Here is a 16,870-nt window from a genome sequence, read left to right as displayed (position 1 = left end):
GGTGAGCGACCTGCACTGCCCGGCGACCCTGCTCGTGGCCCGGCACGGCGACGCGGGCTACCCCCACCCCGCCGTGCTCTCGGACGACGGCGGCTGGCTCACCGACAGCGGCCGTGCCCAGGTCCTCGAGCTCGCCGGCTCGCTGCGCTCGCGCAACGTCGCCGCCGTCTACACGAGCCGGCTGCAGCGGGCGGTCGAGTCCGGTGTGGTGGCCGCCGAGGCGCTGGGCGTCGCCTCGCGGGTCGTCGACGGGCTCGAGGAGCTCTCGGTCGGGGCGCTCGCGGGTCGCGAGCACGACGACCCCGAGCTGCTCGGTGTCTTCGAGGCGTGGAGGGCCGGTCACCTCGGGACGGTGGTCCCCGGCGGCGAGAGCGGCCGGGCCGTCCTCGACCGCTACCGCGCCGCCGTCGAGGAGATCGCCGACCTCCACCGCGGCGAGACGGTCCTCGTCTTCACCCACGGCGGGGTGATGTCGTTCGCGGTCCCGCGGATGGGCCGCAACGTGCGCAGCGACCTCGCCGAGCAGCTCTACCTGCCCAACTGCGCCGTCGCCGAGGTCCTCGTCGACGCCGATGACGTCACCGTCGTCTCGTGGCCGGGCAGCACCGACCGCTCGGTCGTCTAGGTCGTCTAGGTCGCTCGACTAGAAGAGCCGGTGCTCGCTGTTGTCGATGCCCTTGAGGTCGTCGTAGTCGAGGACGACGCAGCGGATGCCGCGGTCCTCGGCGAGCGTGCGCGCCTGCGGCTTGATCTGCTGCGCGGCGAAGATGCCGGTCACCGGGGCAAGGTGGGGGTCGCGGTTCATGAGCTCGAGGTAGCGGGTGAGCTGCTCGACGCCGTCGATCTCGCCGCGCCGCTTGATCTCGACCGCGACGGTCCCGCCGGACGCGTCCTTGCAGAGGATGTCGACCGGGCCGATGGGCGTCATGTACTCGCGTCGGGTGAGCGTCCAGCCGTCGCCGAGGGTGGTGATGTGCTCGGCGAGCAGCTTCTGGAGGTGCGCCTCGACGCCGTCCTTGACGAGGCCCGGGTCGACCCCGAGGTCGTGGCTGGTGTCGCTGTGGACGTCGTGGAGGCGGACTCGCAGCCGGTCCTCGGACTTGGCGTGCTGGACGACCCAGACGGCCGTGACGCCGTCGGCGACCTCGGACTCGTCGGGCTCGACCTCGGCCATCGCGCAGGGTGGTGACATCCAGTTGAGCGGCTTGTAGGAGCCGCCGTCGGAGTGGATGAGCACCGAGCCGTCGGCCTTGACCATGAGCAGCCGGGTCGCGAGCGGGAGGTGGGCGGTCAGCCGCCCGTCGTAGTCGACACTGCACGTCGCAATCACCACTCGCACCGGGTCACCCTAACGGTCCGCCACTACCCACGGTGAGGACTCTCACCTTAGGAGGCGGTCCACACGGCATACGGGGTCTGGGAGGATTCCGACCATGTCACGCGAGTTCACCAGGGTAGGCGTCATCGGACTGGGCACCATGGGTGCCGGCATCGTGGAGGTGTTCGCGCGCAACGGGATCGACGTCGTCGCCGTCGACGCCGACGACGAGGCCGTCGAGCGTGGGCGCTCCTTCCTCGCGAAGTCGACCGGCCGGGCACTCGACCGCGGCAAAATCGACCAGGCCGCCCACGACGCCCTCCACGGACACGTGACCTATGCCACCGGGTTCGACGCGCTCGCCGACTGCCAGCTCGTCGTCGAGGCCGTCCCCGAGCACCTCGAGCTCAAGAAGGAGATCTTCGCCGCGCTCGACACGATCGTCTCCCCGGACGCGATCCTCGCGACGAACACGTCCTCGCTCCCGGTCACCGAGATCGCCGCCTCGACCGGCAACCCCAAGCGCGTCGTCGGCATGCACTTCTTCAACCCGGCCCCGGTCCTCCAGTTCGTCGAGGTCATCCGCACGGTTATCACCGCCGACGACGTCTTCGAGGACGTCAAGGCGCTCGCCGAGCGGCTCGACAAGAAGCCCGTCGTCGTGGGCGACAAGGCCGGCTTCATCGCCAACGCGCTGCTCTTCGGCTACCTCAACCACGCGGTCTCGATGTTCGAGAGCCGCTACGCCACGCGTGAGGACATCGACGCCGCGATGAAGCTCGGCTGCGGCTACCCGATGGGCCCGCTCGCCCTGCTCGACCTCATCGGTCTCGACACGGCATACGAGATCCTCGACACGATGTACAAGCAGGGACGCGACCGCCTCCACGCACCGAGCCCGATCATCAAGCAGATGGTCTCCGCGGGGCTCAAGGGTCGCAAGACCGGGCGCGGCTTCTACACCTACGCCGCCGCGGGCTCGCCCGAGGTCGTCGCCGACGCCCACACCCCCGCCGAGGGCCGCGCCGAGGGGGTGACGCTGCGCGAGGTCACCTCGGTCGGCGTCGTCGGCTCCGGCACGATGGCAACGGGGATCATCGAGGTCTTCGCCAAGGCGGGCAAGCAGGTCACCTACGTCGCACGCACCGAGGAGCGGCTCGACGGCGTCCGCTCGGCGATCGAGCGTTCTCAGGCGCGCGCCGTCGAGAAGGGCCGGGCGACGCAGGAGGAGGCCGACGCGCTCCTCGCGCGGCTCCACCCCACGACGTCACGGGCAGACCTCGCCGAGGTCGACCTCGTCGTCGAGGCGATCGCCGAGGACCTCGACCTCAAGCAGGAGCTCTTCCGCGACCTCGACAAGGTCTGCAAGCCCGGTGCCATCCTCGCGACGACGACGTCGTCGCTGCCCATCATCGACTGCGCCAAGGTGACCTCGCGCCCCGAGGACGTCATCGGCATGCACTTCTTCAACCCGGCCCAGGTCATGAAGCTCGTCGAGGTCGTCCACACGGTCTCGACCGGCGAGGACGTCGTCGCGACGGTGCAGGAGCTGTGCCGCGAGATCGGCAAGCACCCCGTGACATGCGGTGACCGCTCCGGCTTCATCGTCAACGCGCTGCTCTTCCCCTACCTCAACGACGCCATCAAGATGCTGTCGGCCAACTACGCGAGCGCCGACGACATCGACACGGCGATGAAGACCGGCTGCGGCCTGCCGATGGGTCCCTTCGAGCTGCTCGACGTCGTCGGGCTCGACGTCTCGCTCGCCATCGAGCGCGAGCTCTACACCGAGTTCCGCGAGCCCGGCTACGCGCCGGCGCCGCTGCTCGAGCACCTCGTCACGGCGGGCTACCTGGGCCGCAAGACCGGGCGCGGCTTCCGCACCTACGCCTGACGCCGCACAGCGCGACCGGACGCCTCACCCCTCGTCGGGTGGGGCGTCCTCGCGTCGGTGCCCGGCCGAGAGCTCGTGGAGTGCGTCGAGGTCGATGGTGTCGCGTGGGGCGACCGCCACCCGGCACGGGGTGAGGGCCGTCAGGGTCGCGGTGCGGCGGCCCGTCTCGAGGACGGCCCGCTCACCGAGGACGGCGCCCGGCCCGATCTCGGCGAGGGTCTCGCCGTCGACGTCCACGGCGAGCATGCCGTCGAGGAGGAGGAAGAGCTCGTCGGCCGGCTCGCCCTGCGTCGTGAGCCGCTCGCCCTGCGCGAGCCGGCGCGTCCGCGGCGTGGTGCCCGAACGCATGATCCGCACCGACAGCTGGCGCTCGAGGGCGCTCTCGACCTCGCTGACGAACGCAGGGGAGTCCGTGTCGCCCCATGGCGTATGCCGTCCGAAGGCCTCCGTGCTCCACCGCGCGTAGTCGATCGTCGCCGACTTCGAGGTGAGCCGGCCCTCGCCGTCGTAGACCCAGTGCCGGGGGAAGGGACTCGCGCCGACGAGCTCGAGCTCCTGCCGGCCGTCGACGTGGAGGGTGAGGGCCAGCGTCGTCCATGCGGTGGGTGCGAGGTACTGGACGTAGGGCGGGTGGCTCACCCGGCGCGGCGCCGGCACGCCCGTGCGCCCGCCGGCCGTCTGCTCGAAGCGCACCGCCGTGTCGCCGACCGGCTCCGCACGCCGTCGGTCGGGCAGCGCCATCGCGGTGAAGGTGAGGTCCCGGGGTCCGAGGCGCACCGTCGTCGAGCCGATCGCCCCGGAGCCGTCGTGGCCGTGGGCGACGACGCGCCCGTCCTCGACCTCGATCCACGCCTTCAGCCGGTTGCAGAAGCGGGCCCGGTCGGCCGCCAGCAGCGTGTCGACGTCGTCGAGGTGGTCCGGCGGCGGGGCGTCGTAGTGCGCGAACCCGACCTCGAACGGCACGCGGTAGACCGACCCCGTCACGGACTCGCTCGGAATCCACGACACCGATGTCACGGCTCCCTCGAGTCGCATCCGGCCTCCATGTCCCACGGACCTCGCCTGTCCGTCCACGATACAAAGACGTCGCCGGGGTGTCCGGAGGTCGGGGAAATCGGGCAGACAGCGCCCTGACCAGCGGACATACTGAGCCATGCCTTCCCTGCCGGGCGGGACCCTCACCCTGCTCTTCAGCGACATCGAGGGGTCGACCTCGATGCTCCAGCGCCTCGGCGCGCGCTGGGGCGAGGCCCTCACGGCGCACCGCGAGATCCTCCGGGCGACCTTCGCGGAGCACGACGGACGCGAGATGGGCACCGAGGGCGACAGCTTCTTCGTCGTCTTCACGTCGGCGCAGCACGCGGTGCTCGCGGCCGTCGAGGGTCAGCGCCGGCTGCTCGAGCACGACTGGCCCGACGACTCGCGCCTGCGGGTCCGGATGGGGCTGCACACCGGCGAGCCCGAGCGCCACGGTGAGGGCTACATCGGCCTCGACGTCCACCAGGCCGCGCGGATCGCCGCCACCGCGCACGGCGGCCAGGTCGTCCTTTCGGCGGCCACGCAGGCGCTGGCCGCGAGCGTCGGCGACGACATCGGCGCGAGGGACCTCGGCCTGCACCGGCTCAAGGACCTGCCCGAGCCGGTGCACCTCTACGAGCTGACGGCCCCCGGGCTGCTCGGTGACCATCCCCCGCTCCGGAGCCTGGGCACCCAGGCCAACCTGCCGGCATACGCGAGCGAGATCATCGGGCGCGAGCGCGAGGTGGACGACGTCACGGGACTGCTCGAGGACACGCGGGCCCGGCTCGTCACGCTCACCGGCACGGGTGGCACGGGCAAGACCCGCCTGGCCGTGGCGGTCGCGCGGGACCTGCAGGACCGGTTCCCGCACGAGATCATCTTCGTGCCGCTGCACACCGCCGACCGGGCCGCGCTCATGTGGTCGGGCATCTCCGAGGCGGTCGGCGCGCCCGTCGACGCCGAGGTGCTGCCGCACGACCGGGTGAGGCGCTTCCTCGCGGACCGGACGGCCCTGCTCGTCCTCGACAACCTCGAGCAGATCCCCGAGGCCGCCGACGTCGTCGCCGACCTCCTCGCCGCCGCCCCCGGCGTCGCGGTGCTCGCCACGTCGCGGCGGCCGCTGCACCTCGTCGACGAGCACGTCTACCCGGTCGCCGTGCTCGCCGTGCCGGCGGTGACCCCGCAGGACGTCGAGGCCGCCCGGGCCGGGGCCGTGGAGCTCTTCGAGCAGCGGGCCCGGATGGTGCGGCCGAGCTTCCGGCTCACCCCCGACAACCTCGACGCGGTCGTCACCCTCTGCCGGCGGCTCGACGGGCTGCCGCTCGCCATCGAGCTCGCCGCGGCCCGGTCGCAGCTGCTCAGCCCGCGGGCCCTGCTCGCCCGCATCGACGACCACCTCGGCGACCGGCTCACGACCGGCCACCGGGCCTCGCGGCAGCAGACGCTGGCCGCGACGATCGCATGGAGCTGGGACCTCCTCGACGACGACAGCCAGCGGGCCCTGCGGCGGCTCGGCGTCTTCGCCGGGCGGGTCGGGCTCGACGCCGTTCAGGCGGTCGCCGCGGACGAGGGGGAGGACCCGCTCGACCTCGTCGCACACCTCGTCGACGTCAGCCTCGTCGAGATCGTCGAGGGCTCCGACGGCGAGCCGATGGTGCTGCTCCTCGAGACCATCCGGCGCTTCGCCCGCGACCGGCTCGGTGCCGCGGGCGAGCGCGACGACATCCGGCTCCGGCACGCTCGCTGGTGCGTGCACGTCGCCACGGGGATCAGCGCCCTCCTCACCGGACCCCATCAGATGACGGCCCTCGACCGGATGGAGGCGGTCGAGGAGGACATCCGGTCGGCGCTCGACTGGTGCCTGGCGCCCGGCCGGGTCACGACACCGGAGCGGCGCGAGTGCGGGCTGGCCCTGCTCGAGCCGATGGACGCCTACTGGTACCGCTTCGGCTACATCGCCGAGGGACGCGCGTGGCACGACCGCGCCCTCGGCGTCCTCGAGAGCGACGACGACGCCGATCCCGGGCGGCTCGTCGACGCGCTCCACGGCAAGGGGATCCTCGCGGTGCAGCAGAACGACCTGGCCACGGGCTCGCAGGCCCTCGAACGGGCGCTGGAGCTGGCGCACCGCATCGGCGACCCCTTCCGCGAGTCGAGGGAGTCCAACAGCCTCGGAGTGGCCCGGCGGGAGGCCGGGGACACCGAGGCCGCGCGCGAGCTCATCCTGCGCAGCACCGCCCTCGCCCGCGACATCGGCGACACCCACCGTGAGGCCATCGCCCTGAGCAACGTCGTCCAGATCCACCTCGACGCGGGCGAGTACGGCGACGCCGTCGTCGCCGCCCGCCGGGCGGTCGAGGCCGACCGCGCGCTCGGCGACCCGTGGGGGGTGGCGATCAACCAGTGCAACCTCATCCCGGCCCTGCTCAACGCCGAGGGCGCCGAGGCCGCCCTGGAGCAGTTCGTGGCGGTCGCGGACGAGGCGGTCGCCCTCGGTGACGTCGAGCTGTCGCTGGACCTCCTCGACTCCGGCGCGTCGGTGTGGGCCGCGCTGGGCGAGGGGGCGCTCGCGGCCACCCTCCTCGGTGCGTCGGACCGGCAGCGCGAGGTCGCCGGCATCCCACGCGCCGACCCCGACCAGCGTCACCTCGACCGCTTCGTCACGTCCGCCCGCGAGTCCCTCGGACCGGCCGAGTGGGACCGGGCACGCGACCGGGGGGCCACGCTCGCCATCGAGGACGCGGTGGCCGAGGGACTGGCCCACTCGGGGGGTTTCCGCCCGTTCGCCGGACGTCCGGGCGCTCCGGAAATAACGTTCGCCTCCCGACCAGTCGATGGGAGTTCCTCATGACGAACGACGATGCGATGCTCGCCCAGTGGTGGAACGCGCTGAGCGCCGAGGAGCAGCAGGAGGCGTTCGAGGCCGAGCGCACCGGGCAGCTCACGCCGAACCTGCAGGGCTCGCTCATGGGCGCCGGCATGTTCGGCCTCACGGGCGAGACCAAGGAGAAGCCCGAGAAGGTGCCGCGCGCGCTGCACGACTTCCTCAAGATGCGCCACTGAGCGCGCGCCCCGAGACCGGCGCAGCCGCGCTGGGTAGCCTCCGCGTGTGAGTGCAGCGCAGCAGCTCCCGGACCGGGCTCGTGTCGTCGTCGTCGGTGGCGGCGTCATCGGCACCTCGATCGCCTACCACCTGGCGCACGAGGGGGTGACCGACGTCGTCCTCGTCGAGCGCGACCGCCTCACGAGCGGCACGACGTGGCACGCCGCCGGGCTCATGACGTGCTTCGGCACGACGAGCGAGACGCTGACGAACATCCGGCTCCACTCCCGCGACCTCTTCGCGCGGCTCGAGGCAGAGACGGGGCTCTCGACCGGCTTCCGCCCCGTCGGGGTCATCGAGGCGGTGGGTGACACCGACCGGCTCGAGGAGTACCGGAGGGTCGCGACCTTCCAGCGGCGGCTCGGGCTCGAGGTCGACGAGATCGGGCCGCGCGAGATGGCCGAGCTCTTCCCGCACGCCGACATGGACGGGCTCGTCGCGGGCTTCCACGTGCCCGGCGACGGGCGGGTCAACCCGGTCGACCTCACGATGTCGCTGGCGCGCGGGGCGCGCACCCTCGGCGTCCGCATCGTCGAGGGCGTGAGCGTCGGCGATGTCGTCACGCGCCAGGACGGGGCGCTGCCGCGCGTCACGGGCGTGCGCACGAGCGCGGGCGACATCGAGTGCGAGACGGTCGTCAACTGCACCGGGATGTGGGCCCGCCAGCTGGGCGAGCGGCACGGTGTCGTCATCCCCAACCAGGCCGCCGAGCACTACTACCTCATCACCGACACGATCCCCGGCCTCGACCCCGACGGACCGATCTTCGAGGACCCCGCCCGCCACGGCTACTACCGCGAGGAGGGAGGCGGCATGATGGTCGGCCTCTTCGAGCCGGAGGCGGCGGCCTGGAACCTCGACGGCATCCCCGAGGACTTCTCCTTCGGCACGCTGCCGCCGGACTGGGAGCGGGTGGCCGGCCCGCTCGAGACCGCCATGTCGCGCGTGCCCGTCACGCTCGACGCCGGCGTGCGGACCTTCTTCTGCGGCCCGGAGTCCTTCACCCCCGACCGCCTGCCTGCCGTCGGAGAGGCACCCGGGCTGCAGGGCTACTTCGTCGCCGCCGGCCTCAACTCGGTGGGCATCCTCAGCAGCGGTGGCCTCGGACGCGTTGTCGCACAGTGGATCCCGAGCGGGCGTCCCGACGTCGACGTCACCGCCATCGACGTCGCGCGCTTCCGGCCACACCAGCTCCACCGCGACTACCGCCGCGACCGGGTCATGGAGGTGCTCGGCAGGACGTATGCCGCCCACACGCCCGGAGTGGAGCTCCTCACCGGACGCGGCACCTTCGTCTCGCCGGTCCACGACGAGATGGTCGCCGCCGGAGCGAGGCTCAAGGACGTCTCGGGCTGGGAGAGCGCCGACTGGTATGCCGGCGACGGCCGCACGCCGCACCTCACGCCCTCGTGGGGTCGCCAGCCGTGGTTCGAGCACTGGGAGGCCGAGCACCGCGCCGTCCGAGAGGCGGTCGGGCTCATCGACATGTCGTTCATGGCGACCTTCGCCGTGACCGGCCGGGACGCGGGCGCGGTGCTCGAGCGGGTGAGCGCCGGTCACGTCGACGGCGAGGTCGACCGGATCACCTACACGCAGTGGCTCGGACCGGACGGCCGGATCGAGGCCGACCTCACCGTGACGAAGCGAGGGGAGGGCGACTTCCTCGTCGTCGCCTCCGACACGGCGCACGGGCACACCCTCGCGTGGCTGCACCGGCAGGTGGGCGACGCCGACGTGAACATCGAGGACGTCACCGAGGTCACCGGGCAGCTCAACGTCCAGGGCCCTCGGTCGCGCGAGCTCCTCGCCGCGCTCACCGACGCCGACCTGTCGACCGAGGCGTTCCCCTTCCGGACCGCTCGCACGATCACCGTGGCCGGGGTCGAGGTGCTCTGCGTCCGCATCACCTACGTCGGTGAGCTCGGCTACGAGCTGTACCTCCCGCGCGAGCACGCGGCCACGGTCTGGAGGGCACTGCGCGAGGAGGGCACGGCATACGGGCTCCTGCCTGTCGGGCTGCGCGCACTCGGCTCGCTCCGCCTCGAGAAGGCCTACCGCGACTACGGCCACGACATCGACAACACCGACACCGTGGGGATGGCCGGACTCGGCTTCGCCGTCGACCTCGAGACCGACTTCGTCGGGCGTGGCGCCGTCGTCGCCGAGCGCGAGCAGCCGCGCCACGACAAGCTCGTCCAGGTCCTGCTCACGGATCCCGAGCCGCTGATGTTCGGCGCGGAAGTGGTGCTGCGCAACGGTGTTGCGGTCGGTGACGTGCGTTCGGCGTCCTACGGCTGGACCCTCGGCGGCGCGGTGGGGCTCGCGGCGGTCACCGGTGACGGGCCTGTGACCAAGGCGTGGCTCGACGAGGGCGCGTGGGAGGTCGACGTCGCCGGGACCCGGGTGCCGGCCACGGTGTCGCTCCGTCCCCTCTACGACCCGACGAGCGCGCGCGTGCGGGCCTGAACGCTCGCCTCGTGTGCCTGCTCGGAAGCGAGGACTGCCGCTCAGGCACGAGGCGATGGCGTCGAGGGCCCTGTGACCCGGATCTCAGTGAACGGTCCAGCAGTCGGGACCTATGTCCCTGATGCGGGTCCCCTCGCCCACGCGACAGTGGTGGTGCCGGCACAGGCACCCACCACACCGGGCAGCAGCCCAGAAGGAAGTACCGCCATGCGACGTCGCACCCTGGATGCAATGCTCACGACGGGCGGCCTCATCGTCGCCATGGTCCTCCTCGTCGCAGGCGGACTGCTCTCGTGGGCCAACAACTTCGTCGACGACAACGTCCGGACCCAGCTCGCGGCGCAGAACATCTACTTCCCCGACAAGGGCAGCGAGCAGCTCGAGGACCCGGCCGTCAAGCCCTACCTCGAGAAGTACGCCGGCCAGCAGCTCCTCACCGGTGAGCAGGCCAAGGCCTACGCCGACCACTTCATCAAGGTCCACCTCGACGCCTCGACCGGTGGCAAGACCTACTCGGAGCTGAGCACCATCTCGCGCGCCAACCCGGACGACGAGAAGGCCGCCGGTCTCGTGCAGCTCGCCTTCCGCGGCGAGACCCTCCGCGGGCTCCTGCTCAACGCCTACGCCTTCGGGACCATGGGCAAGATCGCGATGTACGCCGCCTGGGCCAGCTTCGCCGGCGCCGCCGCGATGATCGTCCTCAGCCTCCTCGGCTTCCGCCACCTCCGCCGGGTCCCGGTCGAGGAGGAGATCGGCGCCACGGCCCGCCGGACCCCGGTGACCGCCACCGCCTGACGACGGCACGGACGACAGGGACGGTCCCGCAGCCCCGGCTGCAGGACCGTCCTCGTGCGCGTGGGCACCGGCGCGCGACACTGGAGCCATGCCCCGCGCCAACCGCCGTCGCCGCGACGACGTGCCCCTCGCCCTCGGCCGCCTCGGTCGCGGCACGACGACGACCGAGTCGTATGCCGGCCAGCGCTGGGCCGTCCGCCGGGTCACCGGGGAGTCGTCCGACCGCACCTACCTGTGCCCCGGGTGCGAGCAGGGCATCCCGCCCGGAGTCCCGCACGTCGTGGCCTGGCCCGAGGAGGGCGTCGGTGGCGTGGGGGACCGGCGCCACTGGCACTCGACGTGCTGGACGGCGCGCGAGCGTCGCAGGCCGCCCGGCGCGTATCGCTGAGCACCCCCTCCGTCCCGTCTAGGCTGCCGGACGTGGAGGCGACGTGAACCTGAGCTGGGGCAAGAACTCGGTCCGATCGTGGCGGGAGTACCGGCTGCGCCAGCGGGCCGCGCTGCGCGAGAGCAACCGGATCTCCCACGAGGACGAGCACCTCGAGCGCCGGTTGCTCGCCGACCTCCTCGGCAGCGACGACGGCGAGGAGCCGGACACGTCCGACGAGCCGTCCGCCCCGCCGGCGGCGGCTCCGGCCACCGCGTCGACGACCGGCACGACCCAGTTCGGCGAGATGGGCCGGCCGATGAACCGGCAGTCGCCGTTCTACCTCGGCTTCGTCGGCGCGCTCGGCGCACTCATCGCCATCGGTCTGTGGCACTCGCTCGGGCGGCTCGCGACGACGATCACGATCCTCGTCGTCGCGCTCTTCCTCACCCTCGCGCTCAACCCGATCGTCGAGTGGCTCGGGCGTCGCGGCCTGCGCCGCTCGCTCTCTGTCGCCATCGTCTTCGTCGGCGTCATCGTCGTCTTCGTGCTGCTCGGCCTGCTCGTCTTCCCGCCGGTCATCACCCAGGGCACCCAGCTCGTGCAGGAGGCGCCGAGCTACGTCGACCGCATCCTCAACGCCAGGTGGGTCCAGGAGCTCGACAAGAACTACGACGTCGTCGACAAGATCAGCGAGGAGTTCAACAAGCGCCTCACCGACGAGAACTTCATCGGCTCGGTGCTCGGCGGCGTCCTCGGCGCCGGTCGCGCCGTCGTCAACGGCGTCTTCCAGACCTTCACCATCCTCATCCTCACGCTCTACTTCCTCGCCTCGCTGCCGAAGATGAAGCGCGTCGCCTACTCGATGGTCCCCGCCAGCCGCCGCAACCGTGTTGCGCAGCTGAGCGAGGAGGTCATGCGGCGCACCGGCTCCTACGCCATCGGCCAGGTCGCCATCGCCACGGTGAACGCCGTGCTGAGCTACGTCATGATGAGCATCCTCGGCATCCCGTATGCCGCGGTGCTGGCCGTGCTCGTCGGCTTCCTCGGGCTCGTTCCCATGGTTGGTGCGACCCTCGGTGCCGTGCTCGTCTGCCTCGTCGCGTTCTTCGACGAGCCCCGGAGCGCGCTCATCGCCGGCATCTACTACCTCGTCTACCAGCAGGTCGAGAACTACGTCATCGCTCCGCGGATCATGCAGCGCACGGTGTCAGTGCCGGGTGCGGTGACGGTCGTCGCGGCTCTGGCCGGTGGGACGCTGCTCGGCGTGCTCGGCGCGCTGCTCGCGATTCCCGTGGCGGCGGCGTTCCTGCTGCTCGTCGACGAGGTGCTCGTTCCGCGGCAGCGGCACCAGTAGCGGGTGCTCGGCGGGGCGTGTCGCCTTCGCGCCGCGTCCGGTCGCCTCCGCGCCGCTCGCGACCTTCGTCGAGCGCTAGCGGCGCGCCGGCCCTGCTCCGCTCGGATCTCACGTTCTCCTCCCAGGCCGGCGCACCGACGCACTCTCCTGAAGGACGCAATACGGCGCTTCCGTGAACACGGAAGTGCCCGCTGGTCGTCGACCGGCGGGCACTTCGGGGTGGGGGGTCTGTCAGTGGTCGCGGAAGCGGTTGATCTCCTTCTCGAAGCGGGCGCGCTTCTCGGGGTCGGAGACGCCCAGGCCCTCCTCGGGGGAGAGGGTGAGGACGCCGACCTTGCCCTGGTGGGCGTTCTGGTGGACGTCGAGGGCGGCCTGGCCGACCTCCTCCATCGTGTAGGTCTTGGAGAGGGTCGGGTGGATGAGTCCGCGGTCGATGAGGGCGTTGGCCTCCCACGCCTCGCGGTAGTTGGCGAAGTGCGAGGAGAGGATGTTCTTGAGGTTCATCCAGAGGTAGCGGTTGTCGTACTCGTGCATGTAGCCGGAGGTGGAGGCACAGGTGACGATCGTGCCGCCCTTGCGCGCGACGTAGACCGAGGCGCCGAAGGTCTCGCGGCCCGGGTGCTCGAAGACGATGTCGACGTCGTGGCCGCCGGTGAGCTCGCGGATCTTCTTGCCCAGGCGCTGCCACTCCTTGGGGTCCTGGACGGTGTTGTCGTCGTTCCAGAACCGGTAGCCCTCGGCGTTGCGGTCGATGATGAGCTCGGCGCCCATGTCGCGGCAGATCTGGGCCTTCTCGGGCGAGGACACGACGCAGATCGGGGTCGCTCCCGCGGCGAGGGCCATCTGGGTCGCGTAGGAGCCGAGGCCACCGGAGGCGCCCCAGATGAGGACGCGGTCACCGAGCTTGAGGGCGGCACCGTTCTTGGAGATGAGCTGCCGGTATGCCGTGCTGTTGACGAGGCCGGGCGAGGCCGCCTCCTCCCACGACAGGTGGGTGGGCTTGGGCATGAGCTGGTTGGCCTTGACGATGGCGAGCTCGGCGAGACCGCCGAAGTTCGTCTCGAAGCCCCAGATGCGCTGCTGCGGGTCGAGCATCGTGTCGTTGTGGCCGTCGGCGTCCTCGAGCTCGACGCTGAGGCAGTGGGCGACGACCTCCTGGCCGGGCTTCCACTTGCCGACACCGGGACCGGTGCGGAGCACGACGCCGGCGAGGTCGGAGCCGACGACGTGGTAGGGCAGGTCGTGACGCTTGGCGTACTCGGACGTGCGGCCGTAGCGCTCGAGGAAGCCGAAGGTGGAGACCGGCTCGAAGATCGAGGTCCACACGGTGTTGTAGTTGATCGCGCTCGCCATGACGGCGACGAGGGCCTCACCGGGTGCGAGCTCGGGCACCGGGACGTCGTCGACGTGGAGCGACTTGCGCGGGTCCTTGTCGCGGGAGGCGAGCCCCTCGAACATGTCGACCTCGTCCTTGTGGACCGTCACGGCCCGGTAGGTCTGCGGGATGGAGAGGTTCGCGTAGGTCTCCTCGGTGCGGTCCCCGCTGAGGATGGCGTCGCGGATCTGGTCCATGGGTCGTCGTGCTCCTTGGTCGGCGGTGCGAAGGGCGGTCGTGGGCGCTGGAACTGGCGATCAGTCGGGGTGGGGCTCTGCGAACTGGCAGTCAGTGGGACGTGGGGTGCTGGAACTGGCAGTCAGTGGGGTGGGGCAGCGGGCTCGACGAGCTCGACGAGGATGCCGCCGGCGTCCTTGGGGTGGACGAAGTTGACGCGGCTGTCGGAGGTGCCGCGCTTCGGCTCGTCGTAGAGCAGGCGCAGGCCGCGCTTGCGCAGGGTCGCGCTCACGGCGTCGATGTCCTCGACGCGGTAGGCGACCTGCTGGACGCCGGGGCCGGAGCGGTCGAGGAACTTCGCGATCGTCGACGTGGGGGAGAGCGGGGCGAGCAGCTGCACGTGCGAGCCGGAGTCGCCGACGGCCATCATCGCCTCGCGGACGCCCTGCTCCTCGTTGACCTCCTCGTGGGCGAGGGTCATGCCGTAGGTGTCGCGGTAGAACGCGATGGCCTCGTCGAGGTCCCGCACCGCGACGCCGACGTGGTCGATCGCGGTGAAGAGCCCGGCGACCGCCGCGTGCCCGTGTGTCTCGCTCATGGAGGGGAGCCTAGGGAGGCGAGCGCACGGCATACAGGTGTTGCGGGTGTGGTGATGGACACCTACGGGACATCGGTCACAGCGGGGGTGGGGCCGCGAAGCGGCAGGAACTAGCATCGGAGACGAACTGGGCGACCAGCCCGACACCGACGTTGGAGGATCCGCAGTGAGCACCGCCTCGACCCCGAACACCGACCCCACTGTCATCGTCGCGGGAGCCCGCACCCCCATGGGACGGATGAGCGGCAGCCTCAAGGGCTTCAGCGGCTCGGACCTCGGCGGGTTCGCCATCAAGGGTGCGCTCGAGAAGTCGGGCGTCAGCCCCGAGGACGTCGACTACGTCATCATGGGCCAGGTCCTCACGGCCGGTGAGGGCCAGATCCCCGCCCGTCAGGCGGCCCACAAGGCCGGGATCCCGCTGACCGTCCCGGCCCTCACGGTCAACAAGGTGTGCCTCTCGGGCATCGACGCCATCGCGCTGGCCGACCAGCTCGTGCGCGCGGGCGAGTTCGAGGTCGTGGTCGCCGGCGGCCAGGAGTCGATGACCAACGCCCCGCACCTGCTGCCCAAGAGCCGTGACGGCTACAAGTACGGCGACGTGACCATGCAGGACTCGATGGCCTACGACGGCCTCTACGACATCCTCACGACCCAGGCCATGGGCTCGCTCACGGAGTCGCGCAACGTCGACGCGAGCGCCTTCACGCGCGAGGAGCAGGACGCCTTCGCCGCGCGCAGCCACCAGAACGCCGCGAAGGCCTGGAAGGACGGGCTCTTCGACGACGAGGTCGTCCCCGTGTCGATCCCGCAGCGCAAGGGGGACCCGGTGGAGTTCAAGGACGACGAGGGCGTGCGGCCCGACACCACGGTCGAGTCGCTGTCGCGGCTGCGTCCCGCCTTCGCCAAGGACGGCACGATCACCGCCGGCTCCGCCTCGCAGATCTCCGACGGTGCGTGCGCCGTTGTCGTCATGAAGAAGAGCAAGGCCGAGGAGCTCGGCCTCGAGTGGCTCGCCGAGATCGGCGCCCATGGCGTCGTCGCCGGCCCGGACTCGAGCCTGCAGAGCCAGCCCGCAAACGCGATCCGCAAGGCCTGCGAGCGCGCCGGCATCGAGCCCACCGACCTCGACCTCGTCGAGATCAACGAGGCGTTCGCCGCGGTCGGTCTCGCGTCGACCAAGGAGCTCGGGCTCGACCCCGAGAAGGTCAACCCCAACGGGGGTGCCATCGCGATGGGCCACCCGCTCGGCATGTCGGGCGCCCGCGTCGTGCTCACCCTCGCCCTCGAGCTCAAGCGTCGCGGTGGCGGCACCGGTGCGGCTGCGCTGTGTGGTGGCGGCGGCCAGGGTGACGCCCTCCTCCTCACCGTCCCGGCGAGCTGACCCACCGAGCCGGCTCGGCAGCCGGGGGCCGCGCCATCGCGACGCCTCGCACCGTCGACGTCCCCTCCCTCGTGTCCGACGCGAGGGAGGGGCGCTCGCGTGCGGTGGCCCGGCTCATCTCCCTCGTCGAGGACGGGCACCCCGTCCTGCCGGAGGTCATGGCCGCACTCGCGCCCCACTCGGGCCACGCCCACGTCGTCGGTCTCACCGGGTCGCCCGGCGTCGGCAAGTCGACGACGACCGCCGCGCTCATCGCGGCGCTTCGGGGCGAGGGCCGGCGCGTCGCCGTCCTCGCGGTCGACCCGTCGTCGCCGTTCTCCGGCGGTGCCCTGCTCGGTGACCGCATCAGGATGGAACAGCACTCGACCGACCCCGAGGTCTTCATCCGTTCGGTCGCCTCGCGTGGACACCTCGGCGGGCTCTCGTTCGCGACACCGCAGGCGCTGCGAGTCCTCGACGCCGCGGGCTTCGACGTCGTCCTGCTCGAGACCGTCGGCGTCGGCCAGTCCGAGGTCGAGGTCGCTGCACGCGCCGACACGACCGTCGTCATCGTCGCCCCCGGGATGGGCGACGGCATCCAGGCCGCCAAGGCCGGCATCCTCGAGATCGGCGACGTCTTCGTCGTCAACAAGGCCGACCGCGACGGTGCCGACGACACCGTCCGCGACCTCAAGCACATGATCCAGCTCGGCAACCGCGAGCGCACCGTCGACTGGCGGACCCCGGTGGTGAGGACCGTGGCGAGCCGGGCGGACGGCATACCGGAGCTCGTGGAAACGCTTGACACACACCGCCGCTGGCTCGACGAGTCCGGCACGCTCGCTGCGCGGCGCAGCGAGCGGGCTCGCTCCGAGGTCGAGGCCATCGCCCTCGCCGAGCTGCGCCGTCGGCTCGGGGGAGAGGGCGGCCTCGTCCCCGACGAGCTCGCCTCGGCCGTCGCCTCCGGAGCGACCGACGTGTATGCCGCCGCGGAGCAGGTCGTGGGACGGGTCACCGGGGAGCCCTCGCCCGCGTAGCGT

Annotated in this window: 14 protein-coding genes; 10 read left to right on the top strand and 4 right to left on the bottom strand. The window is 71.6% G+C overall.

Annotated features, from left to right (window positions below):
* The first annotated feature begins 1 nt into the window (after position 1).
* Positions 2-625, top strand: a complete 624-nt coding sequence (locus tag ACOJV7_RS02255; RefSeq protein WP_420188536.1) for a histidine phosphatase family protein — start codon at positions 2-4, stop codon at positions 623-625.
* A gap of 18 nt (positions 626-643) precedes the next feature.
* Here ACOJV7_RS02255 and nucS read toward each other — a convergent pair whose 3' ends face one another.
* Positions 644-1,339 (bottom strand): endonuclease NucS, encoded by a 696-nt coding sequence (gene nucS / locus ACOJV7_RS02250; RefSeq protein WP_420188535.1) that lies wholly within the window; start codon positions 1,337-1,339, stop codon positions 644-646.
* 94 nt (positions 1,340-1,433) lie between these two features.
* On the opposite strand from nucS, the gene ACOJV7_RS02245 reads away from it, so the two are divergent.
* Positions 1,434-3,212: a 3-hydroxyacyl-CoA dehydrogenase family protein gene (locus tag ACOJV7_RS02245; RefSeq protein ID WP_420188534.1), complete on the top strand. Its 1,779-nt coding sequence runs from the start codon at positions 1,434-1,436 to the stop codon at positions 3,210-3,212.
* A gap of 24 nt (positions 3,213-3,236) precedes the next feature.
* Here ACOJV7_RS02245 and ACOJV7_RS02240 read toward each other — a convergent pair whose 3' ends face one another.
* Complete coding sequence (locus tag ACOJV7_RS02240; protein WP_420188533.1) at positions 3,237-4,247, bottom strand: cyclic nucleotide-binding domain-containing protein; 1,011 nt, start codon at positions 4,245-4,247, stop codon at positions 3,237-3,239.
* 118 nt (positions 4,248-4,365) lie between these two features.
* On the opposite strand from ACOJV7_RS02240, the gene ACOJV7_RS02235 reads away from it, so the two are divergent.
* The 6 genes from ACOJV7_RS02235 (at position 4,366) to ACOJV7_RS02210 (ending at position 12,320) form a co-directional block, all read left to right on the top strand.
* Positions 4,366-7,083 carry an ATP-binding protein gene (locus ACOJV7_RS02235; protein WP_420188532.1) on the top strand — a complete coding sequence of 906 codons (2,718 nt, stop codon included), beginning with the start codon at positions 4,366-4,368 and terminating at the stop codon, positions 7,081-7,083.
* Positions 7,080-7,295, top strand: a complete 216-nt coding sequence (locus tag ACOJV7_RS02230) for a hypothetical protein (RefSeq protein ID WP_420188531.1) — start codon at positions 7,080-7,082, stop codon at positions 7,293-7,295. Before ACOJV7_RS02235 ends, ACOJV7_RS02230 begins: the two co-directional genes overlap by 4 nt.
* A 46-nt stretch (positions 7,296-7,341) precedes the next feature.
* A complete protein-coding gene (locus tag ACOJV7_RS02225; protein WP_420188530.1) occupies positions 7,342-9,801 on the top strand; it encodes a GcvT family protein in 2,460 nt (819 codons plus the stop codon).
* Between the two features lie 207 nt (positions 9,802-10,008).
* Positions 10,009-10,596 carry a hypothetical protein gene (locus ACOJV7_RS02220; RefSeq protein WP_420188529.1) on the top strand — a complete coding sequence of 196 codons (588 nt, stop codon included), beginning with the start codon at positions 10,009-10,011 and terminating at the stop codon, positions 10,594-10,596.
* 88 nt (positions 10,597-10,684) lie between these two features.
* Positions 10,685-10,984, top strand: coding sequence for a hypothetical protein (locus tag ACOJV7_RS02215; protein ID WP_420188528.1), 300 nt, complete (start codon positions 10,685-10,687; stop codon positions 10,982-10,984).
* Between the two features lie 43 nt (positions 10,985-11,027).
* On the top strand, positions 11,028-12,320 hold the full coding sequence (locus ACOJV7_RS02210) for an AI-2E family transporter (protein ID WP_420188527.1): 1,293 nt from the start codon (positions 11,028-11,030) through the stop codon (positions 12,318-12,320).
* Between the two features lie 231 nt (positions 12,321-12,551).
* On the opposite strand, the gene ccrA is transcribed toward ACOJV7_RS02210, so the two are convergent.
* Together ccrA and mce are read right to left on the bottom strand one after the other, a co-directional pair.
* Positions 12,552-13,892 carry a crotonyl-CoA carboxylase/reductase gene (gene ccrA, locus ACOJV7_RS02205; RefSeq protein WP_420188526.1) on the bottom strand — a complete coding sequence of 447 codons (1,341 nt, stop codon included), beginning with the start codon at positions 13,890-13,892 and terminating at the stop codon, positions 12,552-12,554.
* A 122-nt stretch (positions 13,893-14,014) separates the two neighbouring features.
* Positions 14,015-14,470, bottom strand: coding sequence for a methylmalonyl-CoA epimerase (gene mce, locus ACOJV7_RS02200; protein WP_420188525.1), 456 nt, complete (start codon positions 14,468-14,470; stop codon positions 14,015-14,017).
* A 166-nt stretch (positions 14,471-14,636) separates the two neighbouring features.
* Here mce and ACOJV7_RS02195 point away from each other — a divergent pair, with 166 nt between their 5' ends.
* Both ACOJV7_RS02195 and meaB read left to right on the top strand, forming a co-directional pair.
* Positions 14,637-15,851: an acetyl-CoA C-acetyltransferase gene (locus ACOJV7_RS02195; RefSeq protein ID WP_420188524.1), complete on the top strand. Its 1,215-nt coding sequence runs from the start codon at positions 14,637-14,639 to the stop codon at positions 15,849-15,851.
* A gap of 71 nt (positions 15,852-15,922) precedes the next feature.
* The gene (gene meaB / locus ACOJV7_RS02190) at positions 15,923-16,867 is read left to right on the top strand and encodes a methylmalonyl Co-A mutase-associated GTPase MeaB (protein WP_420188523.1); all 945 of its coding nucleotides are present in this window, start codon (positions 15,923-15,925) and stop codon (positions 16,865-16,867) included.
* Positions 16,868-16,870 lie beyond the last annotated feature (3 nt).

Source organism: Knoellia tibetensis (assembly GCF_048606415.1).
Lineage (GTDB): Bacteria > Actinomycetota > Actinomycetes > Actinomycetales > Dermatophilaceae > Knoellia > Knoellia tibetensis.
The sequence above is the reverse complement of the archived record's forward strand: the minus strand, read 5'-3'. Positions and strand labels throughout refer to the sequence as shown.